Here is a 21,401-nt window from a genome sequence, read left to right as displayed (position 1 = left end):
GACCACCTCGGAGGAGAGCCGAATGTCATCGACCCGTTTCATCGTGGTTGGTCTCCTTGGCGCCGGTGTGTTCACGGCGGGATGCGCCGCCTCGTCGGAGACCGGCCCCGACGCCCCGTTCGACGCCGACCCCGTCGAGACGGCGGAGCTGCCAATACGGAGCACGGCGGTGCCCATCGGATGCAACGGCCTGCTCCCCAGCGACTTCTGGGCGCCGGCGAACCGCGCGGCGCTCCGCGCGCTCGGCCAGCAGGCGCTCGCCGGCGCCAACGACGTCGTGGCCCCGACGGCGCTGCTCGGCACGTCCGGCGGAAAGAGCGTGCTCGACTACACCGTGCGCTGCGCGCTGTCCTCTGACCAGGTCGTCTACGGTCCGGACGGCCACGAGTTCCACGGCTCCTTCGGGTTCGCGCCGGAATGGACCGAGCGTGCTCTCACCCCCTCGGAGCAGCGCTGGGTCTCGGCGTGCATCTTCCAGCACCTGAACGGCACCGGCGAGCATGTGGATATCTTGCTGCAGGGCGGCCACCCGGCCCTCGATGGCCCCTTGAACGAGGAGCCCTACACGGAGTTCGTCGTCAACGACGCCACGATGTACGGGAACGCGTTCCTTCCCGGGACCATCGTCGGGTATGCCTGCATCGATCCCGATCTCACCGGGCAGCTCTCGGCGCTCTCGCTGAGCTGCCCGCTCGATCTCAGCCTCCTCTCGCTGGAGCGGCTGTGTGGCCTCGCGTCGACGTGCGGTATCGCGTTCCTGGGGCTCTGCGACCTGACCTGCTTGGAGGACGCCTCCGGCAACCAGACGTGCCACACGCTGCCGCTGCTCGGGCCGCTCCTGGGGCCGCTGCTCGGGCCGAGCTACTCGGAGACGATCCGGAGCGAGGTGCGCGACAGCGATCTCCTGCCGCTCTACCCTGGTTGCGGCCTGCTCTGAGCGGCGCCTCCGCGGCGGGGCCCGGCTGAAAGGAGGCGCGCCGCGCGCGCCGGTCACGTCCCGAGGCGCGTCTTCAGCTGCTGAATCGCGTCGGCGATCGCCTTGTCGTCGCGGAAGCAGCACGGATCGCTCCGCCTGCACCGCGCGCCGTGCAGCACCTGGAGCTCGAAGAGCATGCGCTCGTCCCCCTCGGCCGCGGCGCGGCCGAAGAGCGCCCGCTTTCCGCCGCAGCTGGCCCTGCGGAACGCGAAGAGGACGCGGAGCGCGGGGGTCGCGCGCGCCATCACGTCGGGCCGGGCCAGGATCTCGCTGGCGCGCCGGGCCGCCTTGGTGCCTCCGCGCGCGCGCACGAGGTCGAGCAGCACGTCCAGCCCGCCGCTGCCGAGCCGGTTCGTGAGCAGGTCGAAGACCTCGTCCGCCGCCGGGTTGTCCTCCTCGAACCCGATGCCCGCCACGGTGGAGAGCACCTCTTCGCGCAGGCCCCTGCTCAGGGCGAGCTCCGGATCGGCCTCGGCGAGGGCCAGCAGCGACCGCGCCCCGAGCACCCAGTTCCTGGTCGCCACCGCCCGGCTGAGCTGCGCGCGCGGGCTCGGGGCGCCGCGGGCGTCGTCCTCGGGCGCCGCGCTTGCCGACGCGGGGGGCGGCGCTGACGGCGCCGGCGGGGGCTCGACGGAAGCGACCGCGGGCGCCTCCGTGGTCGTCGCGGGCCGCCGGACGACGAGCCAGAGCGCGACGCCGAGCGCGAGCGCCGCCAGGGCCGAGAGCGCCGCCGCGAGGGGCACCCAGCGCGCCGAGGCCGTGGGCCCGCGGTGCGCGCGCGCGAGCAAGGTCGCCCGGGGCCCCGGCCAGGCAGACGGCGCCTGCTCCCTGGGCGCCGCCTTCGCGGCCTGCGCGGCGGCCCCGCCCGCCGCGTAGGCCCCGCCCGCCGCGTTGCTCGCGCCGGCTCCCGCCACGGCGGCCCCGCTCGCCGCGCTGTTCCCGCCCGACGGGGCCCGCCCAGCCGCGGCGATCCCGCCCCCTGCCGGCGCCGGCGGCGCCGCCGAACGAGCGAGCGCCGCGAGCCCCTCATCGAGCGCCGCGATGGCGTCGGCAGCCGTCTGGAAGCGGAACGACGGATCGTGCTCCATGAGCCGCATCACGGCCTGCTGGACCTCGTACGGCACCTCCAGATCCGGAGCGCGCGCGCGCAGGGCCGGCGGCCCCTCCGGCCCCTGCTGCTTGAGCCGCTCCACGACGTTCTTCGTGTCGAAGGGGTGCTGTCCGGTGAGCATCTCGTAGAGCACGAGCCCGAGCGCGTACAGATCCGCGCGCGCGTCCACCGCGTCCATCCCGCGCAGCGCCTCCGGCGCGAGGTACGCGAGCGTGCCGAAGACCTCGCCGGCGCTGGTCAGGGCGGGGCTCGGCGTCGCCGTCTTGCGGCTCTGGCTGGACATGAGATCGACGTTCACCTTCGCGAGCCCGAAATCGATGAGCCTGACCTGATCGTGCGCGTCGAGCAGCACGTTCAGGGGCTTCACGTCGCGGTGGACGATGCCCTTCTCGTGCGCCGCCGCGAGCGCCGACGCGATCTGACGCGCGATGCGGAGCGCCCGCGCGGGCGGGAGCCGTCCCCCGGCGATCGCGTCCTTGAGCGGCGTGCCCTCGACGTACTCGAGGACGAGGAAGAACGACGCGTCGTCCAGCTGGCCGAAATCGATGGCGGCGACGACGTTCGGGTGGCGGATGTGCGCCCCCGCGACGGCCTCGCGCTCGAACCGCGCCACGAGCTCCGGCATCCGCCGGGCGAGGGGCCGGAGCAGCTTGATCGCGACCTGCTTGCGGAGGTGCACCTGCTCGCCGCGGTAGACGGCGCCCATCCCGCCCTCCCCGATGAGCTCGTGGACGCGGTAGCGCCCCGAGATCAGGCTCCCGATCAGCGGGTCGCCGCCCGCGCCCCCGGCCGCCGCCGCCTCGATCGCCTCGATGTCCTCGGTGAGCGCCGAGCTCGAGAGCTCCTCCATGGGCTGCGCGGCCGGCGCGTTGAGCCTCGGGACCGTGACGTCCTCGACCAAGGCCGAGCCGAGCGTCTCTTCGGATCGCGGCGTCTCCGGCATGCGGCGCAGGATATCAGGTCGGCCCGCGTCGCGGGGAAGCGGTGAGGAGGGGCGCCACGAGCGGGAGGGGCGCGGGGGCGCACGGCGCGGGCGTCCGCGAGCGCGCGAAATTCACAGGAGGAACGAGACGCCCAGCGAGAACGCGGGGTATCCGAGCCGCATCGTGAGCGTCACCTTCTCCGTGAAGTGGAAGCGCCCGCCGACGAACAGGGCCGGTGCGACCCCGAAGACCCCGTCGCGGCCCACGTCGCCGAGGTACAGCGACAGCCCCGGCTCGCCGAAGACCGACCACTTCCGGTGAAGCCAGAAGTTCCACTGCATCACGACCGAGCCGAACACGTAGTCCGAGGGCGCCCCGTACCGGTCGACCTCGGTGCAGATACGCGTGCCCGCGGGCCCGTTCTCGAAGCGGGTGCATTCGCCGCGGTAGTCCGCGTCCCCTCCGTAGTGGATGCCGTCGAGGCCAAAGCCGATCCCGACCGAGTCGTTGATGCGCTTGATGAAGCCGTCGGGCGCGATGTCGATGGTGGCGCGGAGCCCGGCGCCGAGGCCGTTCCCGGCGCCGGGGCCGAGCGGGGCGAACGGCGTGAGGAGGAGGTGCGGCTCCAGCTCGACCTTGTAGTCGGGCCGGTCGCCGGGGCGCTTGATCGTCATCTGCGCCTCGCCGACCTCGGTCCACCCGATCGTCAGCGCCGCGAACGAGAGCGCGGCGGCCAGGAGGCGCGGCGCGCGAAGCTGCGATGTCATCGCTCTCTGCATCGGTCTCGGTCTCCTCAGCATCCGCCGCACGAGCGCGAGCCGTTCGGGCACATGACCGCAGCCTCGCCGCCGCGGCAGGTGACGCGGCACTCGCCGCCCACGTTGTCGCAGAACACCTCGCATGAGCCCCGGCACTCGACCTCGCAGGTCGTCACGTTCCGGCAGGTCACGACGCTGCCCGAGCCGACGCTGACGCCGCACCGGCTCGTGTCGTGGCACTCGTACCGGCAGTCGCGATCGCAGATGGCCCCGCACGCCGCCGTGTTATGGCAGTTGAGGTCGCAGTCGTCCCCGCAGGAGGCCGAGCACTCGTCGACGTCGAAGCACTCGAACGAGCACCCGTGCTCGCAGACGGCGCCGCAGCGATTCATCTGGAAGCAGCGCTGGTCGCAATCGTCACCGTCGCAGCCGAGGTAACACTCGTCACCCTGGGAGCACTCGCACGCGTCGCCCTCCACGCAGCCGCCGTTGTTCCAGCAGCTCGCCAGGCCGAGGCTCGCGAAGAGCGTCAAAAAAGTCAGTGCATAGAAGCGCATGGCCGGGGCAGCATACCCGAGCCTCCCGAGAATTGTCACCAAATCCGCGAAGGTACGGGCGGAGGTACGTCTGAGGGCCCGGCTCACCACCGTGTCCAGCGAGAGATTCGCCGCACCCGGGTATACCGCGTATTGTCGTTCGCGAGCCCGGCCTGATCCGCGATGTGCGTGCCGAGGTGGGGACCCCAGCCGCCGTCGTCGAACGGTGCGTCCCCGTCCGCGCCGAGGTTGTATTCCCAGCACTGCGCGTAGTGCTGCGTGACGTTCAGGGCTTCGACAGCGCAGTTATTGTTCGGGGCCGTGTCGCCGTCGTGATCTCCCGACGACCACCCCGAGAGGAAATGCGCGAAGTAGACATTGGCGTTCCCGGAGACGTGCAGGGGGCCGAGGAGCTTCATGGTCGTCGTATCGATGCCTTCGGCGGTCGCGCGCATGACCTCTGCGACGGTGCCCTCGATATCCGCGATCTCGTCGCGGTACTCCCGGCCGACGAGGTAGAGGGAGCCCCTGTAGAAGTTCCGCTCGAGCGCCGGCTCGCCCTTGGTCCCGAGCCGCTCGGCGTACGGGATGTCCCAGAACGGCAGCGTCGCTCCCTCCGCCGAACCGACGCTGTTGTAGAGGAGCGCCCACCCTCCTCCGTCCGTCTCCAGATCGCACAGCACGGGGAACTCCGGATCTCCCCCGGCCCCGTCCAGATCGAGCAAAACCACGCCGCTCGGCAGGCCGCGGGGGACGTCGGCGCACCGGGCGTAGGCGCACCCCGCGTTGACCGCGCCGTCGCAGTCCTCGTCCTCGGCGGTGTCGCAGCGCTCGGCGGCGGGCAGCACCTCTCCGGCGCACGGGCCGTACCCGTTGCCCTCCTCGTCGCAGATCTTCACGCCGGCGCGGCAGGCTCCGCGGTTCAACGTGGCCGGCGGACCACCGTAACAGACCTCCTGGTGACCGGGCTCGCACCCGCTCCCGCCGCTCGACGCAGAGCCGCCGCCGGCGCTCGAGGCAGCGCCGCCGCCGCCGGCGCTCGACGCCGAGGCGCTCCCGCCGCCTCCGGCGTCGTCGTCTCCGAACCTCCGCACCCTGGTCGAGCAGGCCGACACGGCGGTGAGCAGCACGATGGCCGCGCAGCAGGCGCCTGCGACCGAACCTTGGCCGAGCGACATGCGGCCTCCGGGGACACGAACACTCGCCACGCGGCCTTATACACCAGCCCCCCCGGCGCGCGCATCCGCCCCGCGCGGCCGGCCGCTCCGCCGCGGCGCGACGGCTCCTCGGCCGCGTCCAGGTGAGCGGTCCACGCGAGCCACCTGTAGGAGCCGTCCTTGCACGCGTACCGGTTGTCGAACTTGATGGTCGTGTGGCCCTGGAAGAGCGCGGCGGCCTCGGCGAGCGTGGCCTCGCGGTCGTCGGGGTGGACGAGCTCGATGTGGGGCCTGGCCCTGATCTCGTCGAGGGACCAGCCGAGGGGCTGCTCCCAGGAAGAGCTCAGATCATGGAAGTAGGCACGCGCGTCCGCGGTGGCCAGGAGTCCTGACGAGACCTGGAAAAGTCGTTCGTAGCTCAAGCCCATGTCATCCCCCTCGCGGGCAGGCAGAAGCGCGCCCCTCGCCGAGGCCGCCCGCCATCAGCGATTCTCCTGTCCGAACCCCGGCGAGCGCCTCCCGCGCCGCCTGGCCAGAGCGCGCACGCGAAATCCCGAGCGGCGCGACGTCGACCGCGCCGCGCGTCGAAGCCTGCTTGTCCACGAGGACGGCTTATGTGTCAAGAGTACCGGGCGGCTTGCGAGCGGGCGTGCAAGGCCGGCAGCGCCAGCAGGGAGCACCGGATCCGGGGAACGCGCGCGCCCGGAGGTCGCCACTGTCATGTCGCCGAGGTTGCCGGCCCACGATGAGGCGAGTACGGTCCGCGCCCCAAAGGAGTGGACCATGACCGTCTCTGCGATTTTCAACCCGGCGCGCTGGCGTGAGGTCGAAGGGTTCTCGTTCGAGGATCTCACCTATCACCGCGCCGTGGACCAGGGCACCGTCCGCATCGCGTTCAACCGACCCGAGGTCCGCAACGCGTTTCGTCCCCGCACCGTCGATGAGCTGTACACCGCGCTCGAGCACGCGCGCACGACCTCGGACGTGGGTTGTGTGCTGATCACCGGCAACGGGCCTTCGCCGAAGGACGGCGGCTGGGCGTTCTGCTCCGGCGGCGATCAGCGCATCCGCGGGAAGGACGGGTACAAATACGAGGGTGAGAGCGCGGGGCAGGCCGACCCGGCGCGGCTCGGCCGGCTCCACATCCTGGAGGTGCAGCGGCTCATCCGGTTCATGCCCAAGGTCGTCATCGCGGTGGTGCCCGGCTGGGCGGCGGGCGGCGGCCACAGCCTCCACGTGGTCTGCGACATGACGCTGGCGAGCCGCGAGCACGCGATGTTCAAGCAGACGGATCCGGACGTCGCGAGCTTCGACAGCGGGTATGGCTCGGCGCTGCTCGCGCGGCAGGTCGGGCAGAAGAAGGCGCGGGAGATCTTCTTCCTCGGGCTCGATTACACGGCGGAGCAGGCGGCGGCGATGGGGATGGTCAACGCCGTCGTCCCTCACGCGGAGCTCGAGGAGGAGGCGCTGCGGTGGGGCGCGATCATCAACTCGAAGAGCCCGACGGCGATGCGGATGCTGAAGTACGGCTTCAACCTGCCTGACGAGGGGCTCGTCGGACAGCAGCTCTTCGCCGGCGAGGCGACGCGGCTCGCCTACGGCACGGAGGAGGCGAAGGAGGGCCGAGACGCCTTCCTGGAGAAGCGCCGCCCGGACTTCACCCGTTATCCCTGGCACTACTGACGACGACGCGCCGCCCACGCCACGCCCAGAGCGCACACTCGCGCTTGACACCGACATCCACTTCATCGATGGTGGCGAAGCTGCAAGATTCCGCGTGTGCCGTCTGGTCACGCGGCTTCAACTTCACCTGGAGATGCGCATCATGCTTTGTTCTTTTGCTGCGAAGTCGGCTCGTCGGGACCGTTCCTGGCTGTGGTTGGGAGGGTCTCTTCTTCTGGCGCTCGCGGGCGGCCTCACCATGGTTGGCTGCGGCGACGACGACAGCTCCTCGGCCGGCGCGGGGGCTGCTGGCGGCGCAGGGGGCGAGGGCGGCGCAGGGGGCGCGGGCGGCGCGGGGGCTGCTGGCGGCGCGGGGGGCGCAGGGGGCGCAGGGGGCGCAGGGGGCGCGGGCGGCGCAGGCGGCGCGGGCGGCGCAGGCGGCGCGGGCGGCGCAGGCGGCGCAGGCGGCGCAGGCGGCGGGGCGCCGTCGGGCACCGAGCTGATCCGCGTCAACCAGGTCGGGTACCTGCCGGCCGCCGCCAAGGTCGCCACGGTCGTCGCCGCGGCCGACGAGCCGCATGCATGGGAGCTCGTCGACGCCGGCGGCACGGTGGTCGCCAGCGGGGCGACCCGCGTCGTGGGCGACGACGCGAGCTCCGGCGAGCACGTGCACACCATCGACTTCAGCGGTTTCACGACCGTCGGCGAGGGGTACACCCTCCGTGTCGGGGAGGTGTCGAGCCACCCGTTCGACGTGGGCCCGACCATCTACTATCAGATGAAGTACGACGCGCTCGCGTACTTCTATCACAACCGTTCTGGCATCGAGATCCTGGCGCAGTACGTCGGCCCCGACCACGCGCGCCCGGCTGGGCACCTGCCGGACGAGGCCCCTTGCGGCGCGGATCTCGGCTGCACGTACACGCTCGATGTCACCGGCGGGTGGTACGACGCCGGCGACCACGGCAAGTACGTGGTCAACGGCGGTATCTCCGCCTGGACGTTGCTGAACCAGTACGAGCGCTTCGTCGCGCTCGGGTCCACGGCGGACGACTTCGGCGACGGCAAGCTGAAGATCCCCGAGAACGCGAACCAGATCCCCGACATCCTCGACGAGGCCCGGTGGGAGATCGAGTTCATGCTCGCGATGCAGGTGCCGGAGGGCGAGGCCAACGCGGGCATGGTGCACCACAAGATCCACGACCTGGAGTGGACCGGCCTGCCGCTGCCGCCGCACGAGGATCCGCAGCCGCGCTTCCTGCGCCCGGTCAGCACGGCGGCGACGCTCAACCTGGCCGCCACCGCGGCCCAGGCCGCGCGCATCTGGCGCGAGCTCGATCCCGGGTTCTCGGCCCAGTGCCTCGAGGCCGCGACGCGGGCGTGGACCGCGGCGAAGGCGAACCCGAAGGTCGTGCCGAACGAGAGCGGCGTCGTGGGCGGCGGCGCTTACGGGGACGCCGAGCTGAGCGACGAGTTCTACTGGGCGGCCGCCGAGCTCTTCCTCACCACGGAGGACGCCGCGCTTCAGGCCGAGCTCGCGGCGTCGCCCTACAGCGACGAGCTCGCCGGCGTGGACGGCACGTTCAGCGCCATGACCTGGGGGCAGGTCGACGGGCTGGGCGCCATCTCGCTCGCCGTGGTCGAGGCCGAGCATGCCGCGGCGGAGCGCGAGGCGGCCCGGGTCCAGCTGGTCGCCATCGCCGACAAGTACCTCGAGGTCATCGGAGCGGAGGGGTACCGGGTGCCCTTCAAGGCGGACGAGAGAGGGTATCCCTGGGGCTCCAACTCCTTCGTGCTCAACAACATGCTGGTCCTGGCGCTCGCCCACGACTTCACCGGCGAGCAAAAGTACTTCGACGGCGTGGCGTCGGGCGCGGATTACCTCCTCGGGCGCAACCCGATGGACAAGTCCTATGTCTCCGGCTACGGCGAGAGCCCGCTCGAGAACCCGCATCATCGCTTCTGGGCGCACCAGCTGGACGCGTCGTTCCCGTTCGCTCCGCCCGGCGCGGTCTCCGGCGGGCCGAACTCCGGGCTGGAGGATCCGGTGGCGAAAGCGGCGCTCGGCGCGACGGAGGAGAGCGCGAAGTGCGTCCCGCAGAAGTGCTACATCGACCACATCGAGGCGTGGTCGGTGAACGAGATCACGATCAACTGGAACAGCCCGCTCGCGTGGACGGTGGCCTGGCTCGACGAGAAGGCGAAGGCGAGCGCCCAGTGACAGTGATCCGGCGCGCAGGGGGGCCGCGCCGCGCCGCGCTGCGCCACGCCCGATGGGCGATTGGCCGCGACAACCGTCCAGCTTCTGCTAGGTTGCGCGGCTTTCATGAATCCAGACTCACTGCTCGACGCCTTGCCCGCGCCGCTCGCGGGCGCCCTCGCCCGCCGCGGCTTCACCTCCCTCACCTCCGTCCAACAGGCCGTCCTCGCCCCTGAGCTCGCCGGGCGGGACCTCCGTGTCTCGTCGCAGACCGGCTCCGGAAAGACCGTGGCCATCGGCCTCGCGCTCGCCCCCCGCCTCGAGCGCGCCCTCGCCGACCGCGCAGCCGCGGCCGCGCCCGACGGCGCGCCCCGCACCACGGCGGCTCCGGCCGCGGTGATCATCGCGCCGACGCGCGAGCTCGCCGCGCAGATCGCCGGCGAGCTCAGCTGGCTCCTCTCGCCCCTCGGCGCGCGCGTCGCGTGCGTCACCGGCGGCACGAGCTTCGGCGCCGAGGCGCGCTCGCTGCGGCGCGACCCCCTGGTCATCGCCGGGACGCCCGGCCGCCTGCTCGATCACCTGGAGCGCGGGACCCTCGACCCGCGCGGCGTCCTCGCCCTCGTGCTCGACGAGGCGGACCAGATGCTCGACCTCGGCTTCCGCGACGACCTCGAGGCGATCGTCGGCAAGATGCCCCAGGAGCGCCAGACCCACCTCGTGTCGGCCACCTTCTCCCGCGAGGTCCGCGCGCTCGCCGATCGCTTCCAGCGGGACGCGGTGAGCGTCGAGGGCACGCGCCCCGGCGCCGCGAACGTCGACATCGCGCACGTCGCCCACCTCGTGCTGCCGGCGGAGCGCGACGCGGCGGTCGTGAACCTGCTGCTCCTCGCGCCCGGCGAGCGCACGCTCGTCTTCGTGCGCACCCGCGAGGGCGCCGCCGAGCTCGCCGACAAGCTCACCGCGCTCGGTCTGCCCGCGGGCGCCCTGAGCGGCGACCTCGAGCAGCGCGAGCGGACCCGTACGCTCGACGCGTTTCGCTCGGGCGCCATCACGACCCTCGTCGCGACCGACGTGGCCGCGCGCGGCATCGACGTCCCCGAGGTCGGGCGCGTCATCCACGCCGATCCCCCGGGCGATCCCGAGATCTTCACGCACCGGAGCGGCCGCACCGGGCGGGCGGGCCGCAAGGGGATGAGCGTGCTGCTCGTCGCGCCGTGGGCGCGCGAGCACGCGCTGCGGCTGTTCCGTCGCGCGCGCGTCGAGGCCACGTTCCGGCCGGCGCCGTCGCCGGACGACGTGCTCCGCGCCGCCGACGAGCGGCTCGCCGCCGAGCTCGCCGCGGTGCGCCTGGAGGGGGCGGCTGCGGGCAATGCGGTCGCGGGCGACGCGGTCGCGGGCGACGCGGCCGCGGGCGACGCGGCCGCTGTCGACACGGCCGTGGTGGACGCGAACGTGCGCGGCCCGCGCGAGGCGTCCGGCCATGCGCCCGAGGCGCGGCACAGGGAGCTCGCTGCCCGCCTGCTCGCGGACATGGACGCGACCGAGCTCGTCGCGGCCCTCCTCGCGCGGGCGAAGCACACCGGCCCCTGCGCTCCGCAGCCCGTCACCGCCGTCGCGCCGCCCCGCTCCGAGCCGCCGTCGCGCGCCCGGTCCTCTGCGCCGCCCTGGTCCGGGGCGCCGTCGCGCGCCCGGTCCTCTGCGCCGTCCTGGTCCGGGGCGCCGTCGCGCGCCCGGCCCTCCGCGCCGCCCTGGTCCGAGGCACCGCCGCGCGCTCGCCCTGTCGCTCGTCAAGGCAGCGGGGAGCAGCCCCCGCGCCTCCCCTTCGTGCCCTTCCAGGTCAACTGGGGGGAGCGCCACGGCGCCGATCCCCGGCGCCTGCTCGCCCTCGTGTGCCGCCGCGGCGGCGTGTCGAGCCAGCAGATCGGCGCGATCCGCATCGGCTCCACCGCGTCCGTCGTCGAGGTGGCCTCCCCGGCCGCGCCCGAGTTCGCGCGCGCGGTCAACCAGCCCGACGCGCGTGACGCGCGGATCCGCATCGTCCGCGCGAGCTCGATGCGCGTCGAGTAGCGCCTGTCCTGACGCGGCGGACCGAGGCAGATGGCCGAGATCGCTCGCGACAGTAGGGGTTTCCTGATTTCTCGGAGACCTCGGGTGTTGTACAACGGCCGGGTGAACCGAAGCCCGAACAACAAGCCACCCCTACGCCGCCTCGCGAGCCCGGCCGCGGTGCTCGCTGCAGTGCTCGGTCTTGCGCTCGCCGCGTGCGGCGGCACCGTGCCTCCGCCGAACGACCAGCTCGCCGCGTCCCAGGCCGCCATCCGCGCGGCCGACGAGATGGGCGCCGGGTCGGACCCGCAGGCCACCCTCCACCTGAAGCTCGCGCGCGAGCAGCTCGAGAAGGCCAAGCAGCAGATGCAGGCCGAGGACAACGAGTCTGCCACGCGCCTCCTCCAGCGCGCCGAGGCCGACGCCGAGCTCGCGCTGGCGCTCGCGAAGGTGCGCTCGACGCAGGCCGAGGCGCAGGAGGCGCTGAAGCAGGTCGAGAAGCTGAAGCAGGCGGGGGTCAAGTGAAGCGAGGGGTGATGGTGATGGCATCTCCGGTGAAGAACCCGTCCTGGCCTGCTCGGTCTCTCGCCCTGTGCGCCGCGCTCTACGCGGCGTCGGGGTGCGGCGCGGCGGTCCCGCCGAAGGAGCTCGTCGACGCCCGCGCGAGCTACAGGCGCGCGGCGGAAGGCGCCGCCTCGCGCCTCGCGCCCGCCCAGCTCGACACGGCGAAGCAGGCGCTCTCCCGCGCCGAGGGGGCGTTCGGCGAGGAGCCCGAGGCCTCGCAGACGCGCGATCTCGCGTACATCGCCGACCGCAAGGCCCAGGAGGCCGAGGCGGCGGCGGCGCTCCTGCAGGCGCAGCGCGACAAGGCCGCGGCCGAGGACGCCTTCAAGGACCTCTCGCAGCAGCAGCTCGCCAGCGCGAGGGAGGCGCTGCACAGCGGCCAGCAGCAGATCGAGCGGGAGCGGCACGCGCGCGCCCAGGCCGAGACCGCGCAGCAGCAGGCCGAGAGCGCGCGGCTGCAGGCCGAGAGCGCGCGCACCGCGGCCGAGAAGGCCCGCCAGGAGGCCGAGGCGGCGCGGCGGGAGGCCGAGCGCGTCGCGAACGCGGCGCTCGCGAGCCTCAAGGAGATCGCCGCGGTGAAGGAGGAGAAGCGCGGCGTGGTCATCACGCTCTCCGGCGCGGTGCTCTTCGCCTCGGGCAAGTCCGACCTCCTGCCGATCGCCAAGGAGAAGCTCAACCAGGTCGCGGCCACGCTGAAGGACCAGGGGTCGCCGCCCCTGCGGATCGAGGGGCACACCGACTCGACCGGCTCCGCCCAGGCGAACCGCAAGCTCTCGCTGGAGCGCGCCGACGCCGTGAGGGCCCACCTCATCACGGCGGGGCTGCCCGGGGACAAGATCGCCACCGTCGGCCACGGGCCGGACCGCCCCGTGGCGGAGAACACGAGCGCCGAGGGCCGGGCCAACAACCGGCGCGTCGAGATCATCGTCAATCCCACCACCCAGCAGTAGGAGCGCCTGCCGCACGGTTGTGCCGGGGGCGCCGGCGGTGATAAGCACGGCGCGTGATCGGACGCTTTTTCCGCCGGATCTGGCAGGAGTACGTCATCGACCTGCGCGACCGGCTCGACGCCGAGGCGGCGCACCACCGGGCCACCACGCCCGCGGGGGAGGTCACCCGCCGGATGGTGTGCGTGTTCCTCACCGTCATCGGGGTGCTCATCTTCGTCCGGTTCGCGGGCAACGAGAACAACACGCGCTGGATGGTCGACGGCCTGCGCGCCGTGGGCCTCGACGGCGCCGCGGCGAGGCTCCACGACGCGCTGAACACGTCGCCGGATCGCCGCTTTCACCAGCGGATCGTCTGGGCGCTCGGCCGCCTCGCCGGCTATCTGATACCGACCCTCGTCGTCGCGAAGCTCGTGCTGCGGGCGCCGATCCGGAGCTTCGGCCTGCGCGTCCGCGGGACGGCGCGGCACCTGCCCGTCTATGGCTTCCTCTTCGCCGTCATGGCGCCGGTCCTCTTCGCCGCGTCGCTCTCGCCGGCCTTCCAGGCGAAGTATCCCTATTACAAGCTCGCGCCGGGCGAGGGCCCGTGGCCCTGGCTCTGGGCGTGGGAGGCGCTCTATGCCGCGCAGTTCGTTGCGCTCGAGTTCTTCTACCGCGGCTTCTTCCTCCACGGGATCCGCCGCGCGCTCGGCTACTCGTCGATCTTCGCCATGATGGTGCCTTACGCGATGATCCATTTCGGCAAGCCGCTGCCCGAGGCGCTCGGCTCGGTGCTCGCCGGGTTCATCCTCGGCACGGTCAGCCTGAAGAGCGACTCCATCTGGGGCGGCTGCGCCATCCACATCGTCGTCGCGACGTCGATGGACCTGCTCTCCCTGTGGCATCAAGGGCGTCTATGACGACGCGCGGCCGCCGCCTCGCCGCGTAGAGCAGGCGTCTCGCGGCTGGCTGCGCTACGTGCTCCTCGCACGAACCTCATTCCCCGCCGGGAAGGACCACGATATACCTCCTGCGACGACGATGGGGCGAAGGTCGCGACGCGCGCTTCTTCTCGCGATGAGCGGCGTCCGGGTCAAGGACGAGGAACTCGCGCGCCTCGGGCTGACGCTGCCGGGCTTCGTCGAGCGCAGCGAGGTCATCGCGTCGCTGCCGAGCCTGGGGCTGCTCACGATCGCCGCGCACACGCCCGAGGGCTGGGAGGTGGAGTACCGCGAGCTCGACGCCATCGCCGACGCGGACGTCGCGCGCATCGTGGACGGCCGGTACGATGTCGTCGCCATCTCGTCGCTCGCGGCGCGCGCGCTCGACGCCTACGCGCTCGCCGACCGGCTGCGCGCCGAGGGCGTCACCGTGGTCCTCGGCGGCCTGCACGCCTCCGCGCTCCCCGACGAGGCGGCGCAGCACGCCGATTCGGTGGTCCAGGGCGAGGGGGAGCTGCTCTGGCCGGCGCTGCTCCACGAGCTCGGCGAGGGCCGGCTGCGCCCGCTGTACAGCGCCCGGAGCGGCGCGTGGCCCGCGTTTCCGATCGAGGGCGCGCGGGTGCCGCGTTATGACTTGCTCGACGTCGCTCGGTACAATCGGTTCACGCTCCAGACCACGCGCGGCTGCCCGCTCGCTTGCACTTTCTGCGCCGCCTCGCGGCTCATCAGCCCCTACAAGCGCAAACCCATCCCGCTCATCCGCCGCGAGCTCGACGCCATCATCGAGGCGTGGCCGCAGCCGTTCCTCGAGCTCGCGGACGACAACACGTTCGTGCAGAAGCCCTGGGCGCGGGAGCTCGCGCGGCTCTTCGTCGAGTACAACGCGCGGCGAGCGCGCCCGATCGCGTGGTTCACCGAGACGGACATCTCGGTCGCCGACGATCCAGAGCTCCTCGATCTGCTCGCCGAGTCCAACTGCGCCGAGCTGCTCGTCGGCCTCGAGTCGGTCAATCCGACCGCGCTCCGGGCCGCGGAGCCGCGGGGGTTCAAGGCCGCGGAGCGGGCCCGCTACGTCGACTCGGTCGGCCGCATCCAGGAGCGTGGGATCCCGGTGAACGGCTGCTTCGTGCTCGGCTTCGACGAGGACGATGACGGCGTCTTCGAGCGCACGCTCGCGTTCGCCCGGGAGTGCGATCTCGCGGAGGTGCAGATCACGGTGCTCACGCCGTTCCCGGGCACCGCGCTCCACCGCGCGCTCGAGGTGCAGGGACGGCTGCTCCGCCCCGTGTTCTGGGACGCGTGCACGCTGTTCGACGTGACCTTCAGGCCGGCGCGCATGAGCGTGGAGGCGCTCGAGCAAGGGTTCCGCTGGCTGATGAGCGAGCTCTACAGTCCGGGGGAGACCGCGCGCCGGCGCAGCCGGTTTCGCCGCGCCACACGCGCCCGCAGGGAACGGCATGCGCGATCGTGATCGACCGTCGTTCGCCCGCGCCGCGGGGCGGCTGCTCACCTTCCGGCTCTCGCGCGACGACCTCGCGCGCCTCGACGGGCGGCACCTCGCGCTCGGCCTGGCCTGCACCTGGCTTGTCGGCGTCGGGCGGTACTGGGACGATCCGGTCGCCAGCGCCTGGCGCAAGACGGGCCTTGGCTCGGTCGTCTATGCCATCCTCCTGAGCGCGTTTCTCTGGATCGTCGTGGCGCCGCTCCGGCGCCCGGACGAGCTGCGGCTCTCGTACGCGAAGCTCCTGACCGTCATCACGATGACGGCGCCCCCGGCGGCGCTCTATGCGATCCCGGTCGAGCGCTTCACCTCCATGCCCGTGGCCATCCAGATCAACCTCGGGTTTCTTACGGTCGTCGCTGGCTGGCGCGTCGCGCTGCTCGTCCACTACCTCTCGCGCGGCGTGGGGTTGCGCTGGCCCGCGGTGATCACCGCGACGCTCCTGCCCCTCGCGCTGATCGTAACGGGGCTCACGTATTTCAACCTGGCCACCGGCGTGATGGAGATCATGGGAGGGCTGCGCGATCGAGCCGAGAGCCCGGACGACGGCGTCAACGGCGTGCTTCTGGTGCTCGCGTTGCTCTCGCACCTCGCGGTGGGTCCGCTCCTGGTCGTCTACGGGGCGCTCGTCGTGAAGGCGCGGTGGTGGCGCGGCGGAGCGGGCCGCCGGAATCGCTGACCAGATCCACGAGATAGGGGACTCGCGGGTCCTGCTCTCCCTCCCTGGGGCCGCTCAGGCCAGGGTCCTGCCGCCGTTGACGGACAGCTTCTGGCCCGTGATGAACTCGGCGGCGTCGGACGCGAGGAAGGCGACGGCCTCGGCGATGTCGTCCGGCGTGCCCATGCGCCGGAGCGGGTTGCTCGCCCGGTAGGCCTCGATGGCCTCGGCGCTCGCGCCCTCCTGGAGGTGGCGCTCGACGACGACCCAGCCGGGGGACACCTGGTTGACGGTGATCCCGTGCGGGCCGAGCTCCATCGCCCAGGAGCGCGTGAGGCCGAGCTGCGCGCCCTTCGCCGAGACGTAGCTGGAGAACTCGGGCACGCCCTGCTCGAAGACCTCGGACCCGACGTTGATGATCCGCCCCGACCGGCGCGCTTTCATCCCCGGGACCACCGCCTTCGCGAGGAGGACCGGGCTCTTCACGAAGAACTCGAGCTGGTCGAGGCAGTGCTTCCAGGTCAGGTCCTCCAGCTTGACGAACGGCTGCGGGCCCGTCGCGTTGAGCACGAGCACCGCGACGGGGCCGAGGCGGGCCTGCACCTCGCCCACGAGGCGGGCGACCTCCTGCTCGTCGCGCACGTCGGCCCGGAACGCCTCGGCCTCGCCGCCGCCCTGGCGGATGTCCTCGACCACGCGCGCCGCCTGCTCGCCGCTGCCGAAGTAGTTGACCGCCACCCGCGCGCCCGAGGCCGCGAGCTTGCGAGCGATGGCCGCCCCGAGGCCACGGGAAGCGCCGGTGACCAGGGCGACTCGTTCGGATAGTTGATGCGCCATTCAGGCTTCTCCAGGAGATAGGTGACCGCGGTTCGCTCGCCGCTGCGAAGGAGATCGGCCGCACAGGCGCGCCTCCAGGGGCCTCCCTGCCGCGCGGGCGCGGACCGCTCGCCGCGCGGCGGAGAGGGTCGACAGAAGGTCGAGGTCGGCCACCCCCAGCTGTAAGCGAGCAGGATCCAGCAATACAAGATTTTTCCGCGACGAAGCTTGAACATGGGTCTTTCCAGCAGCACAGTTGAAGTTTTTTAGCTCAATCCGCTGCTGGGCTCGCCGGTGGTGGTGTACGCTGGGACACATGAACAAGCGCACGATCCGGCAAGCCTTGCGGCTCCTGGTGATGCTCGCCATGGGGCCTGTGTTCTGTGCTGCCGTCGGGATCACGGTGATCCACGCGTGGCTCGACGTGCGGCGCAGGCCGCCGGGGCGGCGCCCTTTGGCGCGCGCCGGGATGCGTCATCGCCGCCTGCGCCTGCGCGAGCAGGCGCCGTTTTGATCGGCGCGGCGCTTGCTCGGCGCGGCGGCGTGGCGGGGTCGCGCCGTGGCGGCGCAGCTCAGCGCACGAGGAGGAGCCAGGCCAGCGCCGCGGCGGTCGAGGCGAGCGTCACCGGGACACCCACCCTGGCGTAAGCGCGGAAGCCGATCTCGCGCTCGGCGCCGACCGTCTCCACCACGATGATGTTGGCCACCGAGCCCAGCAGCGTGAGGTTGCCCGCGAGCGTGGACACCAGCGCCGTCGTGATCCACGCGAGGTGCGGATCGGGCTGGCTGCGGATGTACGAGTCCGCCAGGAGGATGAAGGGGACGTTCGAGACGATCTGGCACCCGACGAGCATCGCGATGCTCAGGCCGAGCAGGCCCAGCGTCGGCCCGGCGGGGAGGAAGGGGCTGGCCGCGCGCAGCGCCTCCTCGGGCACGCCGGTCTTCTGGAGGCCCGCCACGACGATGAAGAGGGCCCCGAAGAAGATGAGCACGTTCCACGACACCCGCTCGAACAGGGCGTTCGCGTCGCGCCGGTGAAGCAGGATGACCGCGGTCGCGCCGCCGATCGCCGCCCACGCCAGGTTCGCGCCGAGCACGAACAGCGCCGACACGACGACGAGGCAGGCGAGCGGCGCCAGGGCGCTCGGCCGGGCGCCTCCCGCCGGCGCGGGCTCGGGCGCCGCTGGCTCGGCCGCGGGCGCCCGCACCGAGAGGCGGCGCCGGAGCAGCAGGTGCAGCGTCACGGCCGTGACGGCGAGCCCGATCAGCGCGGCGGGGCCCGCCTCCAGCAGGTACGTGCGGTACGAGATGCCGGAGAGGTGGCCCACGAGCATGTTCTGCGGGTTGCCGGCGAGCGTGAGCGCGCTGCCGGCGTTGGCGCCCATCGCGAGCGCGAGGAGGTACGGCGCCCGCTCGAGCCCCGCGCGCCGGGCGGTCCGGTCGACGAGCGGCGCCAGCATCACGCAGACCGAGTCGTTCAGCAGCACCGCGGAGGCGAGCCCGGAGCCCACCGTGACGAGGTAGAGCAGGCGGACCGGCGACAGGTCCCGCTGCGCGACCCACGCGGCGGCGTGCTCGAACACCCCCGCGGCGTCGAGCGACGTCGCCAGCAGCATCATGCCGAGCAGGAGGCCGATGGTGTTCGGCTCGATCGCCGCGAACGCCTCGTGCGGGTCCAGGCCGGCGCCCGGCTGGATCGCGCTCAAGAAGACCATGGCGCACGCGCCCGCGAGCGCGCCGGCCGGGCGTCCGATGGGCAGGATCGACAGGCGCCGCGCCGCGATCAGCATGTACGTCACGGCGAATACGAGCAGGACGGACCACACGGCGCGGATCTAGAGTCGTCGGGGGGGATCCTGTCAAACTGGGAATGCCAAGGCATGGGCAGGCAGCTCTCGACTCCCACCGCGATCCTCCTCGGCAGCGCCATGATCGCCGCTGCGGTCTACCTCGGCCTTCGCCACGGCCCAGCCGGCGTCCCCACGGACCCGCGCCCCGCCGGGGGAGCGCCCTCGCCGCCTGCCGATGCGGCGTCCGCCGCCGGGCCGGCGGCGCGGGCGCCTGGACCGGGCGTGTCGGCGCGTCCGGTCCCCGCGCCCGCACCGGCGCGCCCGGTCCAGGCGCCCGCGCCGAGCGTGCCGCGCGACGAGGTCGCGACGCAGGCAGCGCGGGCGCTCGAGGCGCACCGGCCGGCCCTGATCGAGCGCTGCTACAAGCCGGCGGTCGCGGCGCAGCCGGCGCCGCGCGGGGTGAAGTACGTCTTCAACCTCACGTTCGACGCGCAGGGCCGGCAGCTCGCGCGCGGCATCATCGAGGATCGCGAGGCGTCGCGCCCCGAGGTCACGGCCTGCCTTGTCGACGCGCTCCCGCCGGTCGCCGTCGCGCCGCCGGGGGCGAACGTGCGGGTCGATGTCCCGTTCTCGCTGCCGTGATCGAGGGGAGGGCCGGGCTCGCGGGCTCGCCGGCGCCGGGGGCGAGCGCGGCGCCCTTGACGCACCTGCCTGAACGCCCGATGCCGGAGCGGTGACGCCCGACCAAGCCTTGAAGGAAGCGGCCACCGGCGCCCTCCGCCCCGTCTACCTCGTGCTGGGGGAGGAGCGCTGGCTTGTCGATCGCGTGGTGAGCGCGATCCGGGAAGCGGCGGCCAAGGGGGGCATCGCCGGCTTCAACGAGGACAAGTTCACCGCGGGCGACGCGCCTATCGAGTCGATCCTCGGCGCCGCCCGCATGCTCCCGATGATGGGCCCGCGCCGCTTCGTGCTCGTCCGCAGCGTCGATCGCTGGGAGAAGAAGGACGAGGGCGACGACGGCGAGGGGGACGACGACCGCGGCGCGAGCGGCGCGAGCGGCAAGCGGGGCGTGTCGAAGCAGCTGAGCCCGCTCGACGCGCTCGCGGAGTACGCCAAGGCGCCGTCGCCGAGCGCGGTCCTCGTGCTCGTCGCGACGAAGCTCCACGGCCAGCGCCGCCTCGTCACCGCGGCCAAGAAGGGCGATTTCCTCGTCGGGTGCGAGCCCCTGAACCGCCGCGCCTTGCCCGGCTTCATCGCGACCGTCGCCCGCGAGAAGGGCAACCCGATCGCGCCCGACGTGGCCGATCAGCTCGCCGAGCTCGCCGGGCCCGAGCTCGGCTACGTGGTCGACGCGCTCGAGCGGCTCTCGCTGTACGTCGGGCCGAAGCAGCCGATCACCGAGGACGCGATCGCCCAGGTGGTCATCCGCGTCCGGCAGAGCACCGTCTGGGAGCTGATCGACGCGCTCGGGAAGCGGCGCCTCGACCGCGCGCTCGCGGCGCTCGCCGACGCTTACGATCCGCGCGACGGCGGGCTGCGGCTGCTCGGGGCGGTGTCGTGGTCGGTGCGGCAGATGGTGAAGTTCGAGTCGGCGCTCGCCGGGGGCGCGAGCCAGGCCGAGGCCGCCCAGCGCGCGGGCGTGGCCCCCTTCAAGGCGAACGACGTGGCGCAGTCGGTCCGCCAGCTCCCGAAGGGCGCGCTCGCCGGCTGGATGCGCGTGCTCGCGGAGACGGATCTCGCGCTGAAGAGCAGCCGCCGCCCGGCGCAGGCGGTGCTGGAGGCGATGCTGATGGAGATGTGCGCGCGCTGAGCGGAGCTCGGTGACCGCCTCGCGCTCCCGGGAGCGAAGCCTTCACTCCTCGACGCTGCGCCGCACCGCGAACGCGAGGCCGCAGCCCTCGATCTGCTCGCGATGGAGCACGCCCGTCGGCGAGAGCCCTTGCTGGTCGACCCGCCGGCTCACGCGCAAGAGGACCTTCTTCGCCGCGAGATCCACGAGCGAGACGCGCGCCGAGCTCGCGGACGTCGTGCTCTCGACAGGGCTTTCGGCCACCACGATCAGCACCTCCGCGCCGGCCGCCTTCTTCGCCAGCTCGATCGGGGAGTGATCCAGCTCCTTGCGGTGCCTTTTCACCGCCGCGACGTCGCTGGCCGCGCGCACCGAGCCCTCGAACGCGGGCCCGAGCACCGCGAGGCCGAGCCGCGCCTCGGCGAGCCGGCGGACGTTCGCCGTCTCCTCGTCGACCTTGGTCCCGCCGAAATACACGCCTCGCACCTTCGTGAGCAGATCGCGCTCCGAGGGCGAGGGCGGAGGCTTCAGGAGGCACAGGAGGAACGCATCCTTGTCGGATCCGCGCGCGGCGTCGTCGATCCCGCGGGCGTCGCGCAGCTCGGCGCGAGGAGCGCGCACGTACACCGCGGGCCGGCGGAGCAGGGCGTCGAGGGCGCCTGGAGCGCGGAGCGAAGGGTCGACGACATCGGCGGGGTCCCCGTCGCTCGCGGCCTCGCCGATCCAGCGATCCGTCGCCTCGACGAAGCCCTCGTGGCCCGCCGGGAACCCCGCGCGGCGCTCGTCGAGCGCGGCCAGCAGGGCGCGCCGCTCGGCCTCGACGGCGCGGCGATCCTGGACGTACATCGCGATCGCGAGGAGCACGACGGCCGCCGCCGCCAGCAGCGTGAGCAGCCGCGCGCGCCCGAGCCGCTTGTCGCTCGCGAACGTCCCCTTGATCCCGGCGCGAGCCGCGTGGTGGCGCGCGCGCGCCCGGTGGCTGGCGGCCCGCTCCACGCGCGCGCGGAGCGCGGGGTTCATCCGCTCGGTCGTGAGGAACGTCGCCAC

General features: G+C 72.8%; 19 protein-coding genes and 1 pseudogene. 12 read left to right on the top strand and 8 right to left on the bottom strand.

The genetic code is table 11. From position 1 onward, the window contains the following. Window positions 1-169 precede the first annotated feature (169 nt). Entirely contained in the window at window positions 170-937 is a 768-nt protein-coding gene (locus WMF27_RS26465) for a hypothetical protein (protein WP_437766096.1), read from the top strand. A 53-nt stretch (window positions 938-990) separates the two neighbouring features. Here WMF27_RS26465 and WMF27_RS26460 read toward each other — a convergent pair whose 3' ends face one another. The 5 genes and pseudogenes from WMF27_RS26460 to WMF27_RS26440 form a co-directional block, all read right to left on the bottom strand. Continuing rightward, on the bottom strand, window positions 991-3,030 hold the full coding sequence (locus WMF27_RS26460; protein WP_437766097.1) for a protein kinase domain-containing protein: 2,040 nt from the start codon (window positions 3,028-3,030) through the stop codon (window positions 991-993). A gap of 111 nt (window positions 3,031-3,141) precedes the next feature. Beyond that, entirely contained in the window at window positions 3,142-3,777 is a 636-nt protein-coding gene (locus tag WMF27_RS26455; RefSeq protein WP_437766098.1) for a hypothetical protein, read from the bottom strand. A 26-nt stretch (window positions 3,778-3,803) separates the two neighbouring features. Further along, window positions 3,804-4,301: a hypothetical protein gene (locus tag WMF27_RS26450; RefSeq protein ID WP_437943062.1), complete on the bottom strand. Its 498-nt coding sequence runs from the start codon at window positions 4,299-4,301 to the stop codon at window positions 3,804-3,806. 107 nt (window positions 4,302-4,408) lie between these two features. Next, window positions 4,409-5,482, bottom strand: a complete 1,074-nt coding sequence (locus WMF27_RS26445; RefSeq protein ID WP_437766100.1) for a fibrinogen-like YCDxxxxGGGW domain-containing protein — start codon at window positions 5,480-5,482, stop codon at window positions 4,409-4,411. A gap of 182 nt (window positions 5,483-5,664) precedes the next feature. Then, a pseudogene (locus tag WMF27_RS26440) lies at window positions 5,665-5,889 on the bottom strand (PAS domain-containing protein); the annotation flags it as partial. 355 nt (window positions 5,890-6,244) lie between these two features. Between WMF27_RS26440 and WMF27_RS26435 the strand changes: the two are divergent. The 8 genes from WMF27_RS26435 to WMF27_RS26400 all read left to right on the top strand — a co-directional run bounded on the left by WMF27_RS26435 (window position 6,245) and on the right by WMF27_RS26400 (window position 15,980). Then, complete coding sequence (locus WMF27_RS26435; RefSeq protein ID WP_437766101.1) at window positions 6,245-7,144, top strand: 1,4-dihydroxy-2-naphthoyl-CoA synthase; 900 nt, start codon at window positions 6,245-6,247, stop codon at window positions 7,142-7,144. A 238-nt stretch (window positions 7,145-7,382) separates the two neighbouring features. After that, on the top strand, window positions 7,383-9,344 hold the full coding sequence (locus WMF27_RS26430; RefSeq protein ID WP_437766102.1) for a glycoside hydrolase family 9 protein: 1,962 nt from the start codon (window positions 7,383-7,385) through the stop codon (window positions 9,342-9,344). Between the two features lie 105 nt (window positions 9,345-9,449). After that, the gene (locus WMF27_RS26425) at window positions 9,450-11,390 is read left to right on the top strand and encodes a DEAD/DEAH box helicase (protein ID WP_437766103.1); all 1,941 of its coding nucleotides are present in this window, start codon (window positions 9,450-9,452) and stop codon (window positions 11,388-11,390) included. 102 nt (window positions 11,391-11,492) lie between these two features. Next, window positions 11,493-11,894 carry a DUF4398 domain-containing protein gene (locus WMF27_RS26420; RefSeq protein ID WP_437766104.1) on the top strand — a complete coding sequence of 134 codons (402 nt, stop codon included), beginning with the start codon at window positions 11,493-11,495 and terminating at the stop codon, window positions 11,892-11,894. Window positions 11,895-11,911: 17 nt separating this feature from the next. Beyond that, a complete protein-coding gene (locus tag WMF27_RS26415) occupies window positions 11,912-12,883 on the top strand; it encodes an OmpA family protein (protein WP_437766105.1) in 972 nt (323 codons plus the stop codon). Between the two features lie 53 nt (window positions 12,884-12,936). Further along, window positions 12,937-13,779: a CPBP family glutamic-type intramembrane protease gene (locus tag WMF27_RS26410; RefSeq protein WP_437766106.1), complete on the top strand. Its 843-nt coding sequence runs from the start codon at window positions 12,937-12,939 to the stop codon at window positions 13,777-13,779. 157 nt (window positions 13,780-13,936) lie between these two features. Next, the gene (locus tag WMF27_RS26405; RefSeq protein WP_437766107.1) at window positions 13,937-15,271 is read left to right on the top strand and encodes a B12-binding domain-containing radical SAM protein; all 1,335 of its coding nucleotides are present in this window, start codon (window positions 13,937-13,939) and stop codon (window positions 15,269-15,271) included. Further along, window positions 15,258-15,980 carry a hypothetical protein gene (locus WMF27_RS26400; RefSeq protein ID WP_437766108.1) on the top strand — a complete coding sequence of 241 codons (723 nt, stop codon included), beginning with the start codon at window positions 15,258-15,260 and terminating at the stop codon, window positions 15,978-15,980. Before WMF27_RS26405 ends, WMF27_RS26400 begins: the two co-directional genes overlap by 14 nt. Window positions 15,981-16,034: 54 nt before the next feature. On the opposite strand, the gene WMF27_RS26395 is transcribed toward WMF27_RS26400, so the two are convergent. Further along, window positions 16,035-16,796 (bottom strand): SDR family oxidoreductase, encoded by a 762-nt coding sequence (locus WMF27_RS26395; RefSeq protein ID WP_437766109.1) that lies wholly within the window; start codon window positions 16,794-16,796, stop codon window positions 16,035-16,037. A gap of 295 nt (window positions 16,797-17,091) precedes the next feature. On the opposite strand from WMF27_RS26395, the gene WMF27_RS26390 reads away from it, so the two are divergent. Beyond that, on the top strand, window positions 17,092-17,289 hold the full coding sequence (locus WMF27_RS26390) for a hypothetical protein (RefSeq protein ID WP_437766110.1): 198 nt from the start codon (window positions 17,092-17,094) through the stop codon (window positions 17,287-17,289). Between the two features lie 58 nt (window positions 17,290-17,347). On the opposite strand, the gene WMF27_RS26385 is transcribed toward WMF27_RS26390, so the two are convergent. Further along, on the bottom strand, window positions 17,348-18,601 hold the full coding sequence (locus WMF27_RS26385) for an SLC13 family permease (protein ID WP_437766111.1): 1,254 nt from the start codon (window positions 18,599-18,601) through the stop codon (window positions 17,348-17,350). Between the two features lie 54 nt (window positions 18,602-18,655). Between WMF27_RS26385 and WMF27_RS26380 the strand changes: the two genes are divergently transcribed. Continuing rightward, a complete protein-coding gene (locus WMF27_RS26380; protein ID WP_437766112.1) occupies window positions 18,656-19,207 on the top strand; it encodes a hypothetical protein in 552 nt (183 codons plus the stop codon). A 109-nt stretch (window positions 19,208-19,316) separates the two neighbouring features. Beyond that, on the top strand, window positions 19,317-20,375 hold the full coding sequence (gene holA, locus WMF27_RS26375; protein WP_437766113.1) for a DNA polymerase III subunit delta: 1,059 nt from the start codon (window positions 19,317-19,319) through the stop codon (window positions 20,373-20,375). A gap of 42 nt (window positions 20,376-20,417) precedes the next feature. Here the strand turns inward: holA and WMF27_RS26370 are convergent, their stop codons facing one another. Beyond that, window positions 20,418-21,401: a hypothetical protein gene (locus tag WMF27_RS26370; RefSeq protein WP_437766114.1), complete on the bottom strand. Its 984-nt coding sequence runs from the start codon at window positions 21,399-21,401 to the stop codon at window positions 20,418-20,420.

The organism is Sorangium sp. So ce281, assembly GCF_051527395.1.
Taxonomy (GTDB): domain Bacteria; phylum Myxococcota_A; class Polyangia; order Polyangiales; family Polyangiaceae; genus Sorangium; species Sorangium cellulosum_B.
The sequence above is the reverse complement of the archived record's forward strand: the minus strand, read 5'-3'. Positions and strand labels throughout refer to the sequence as shown.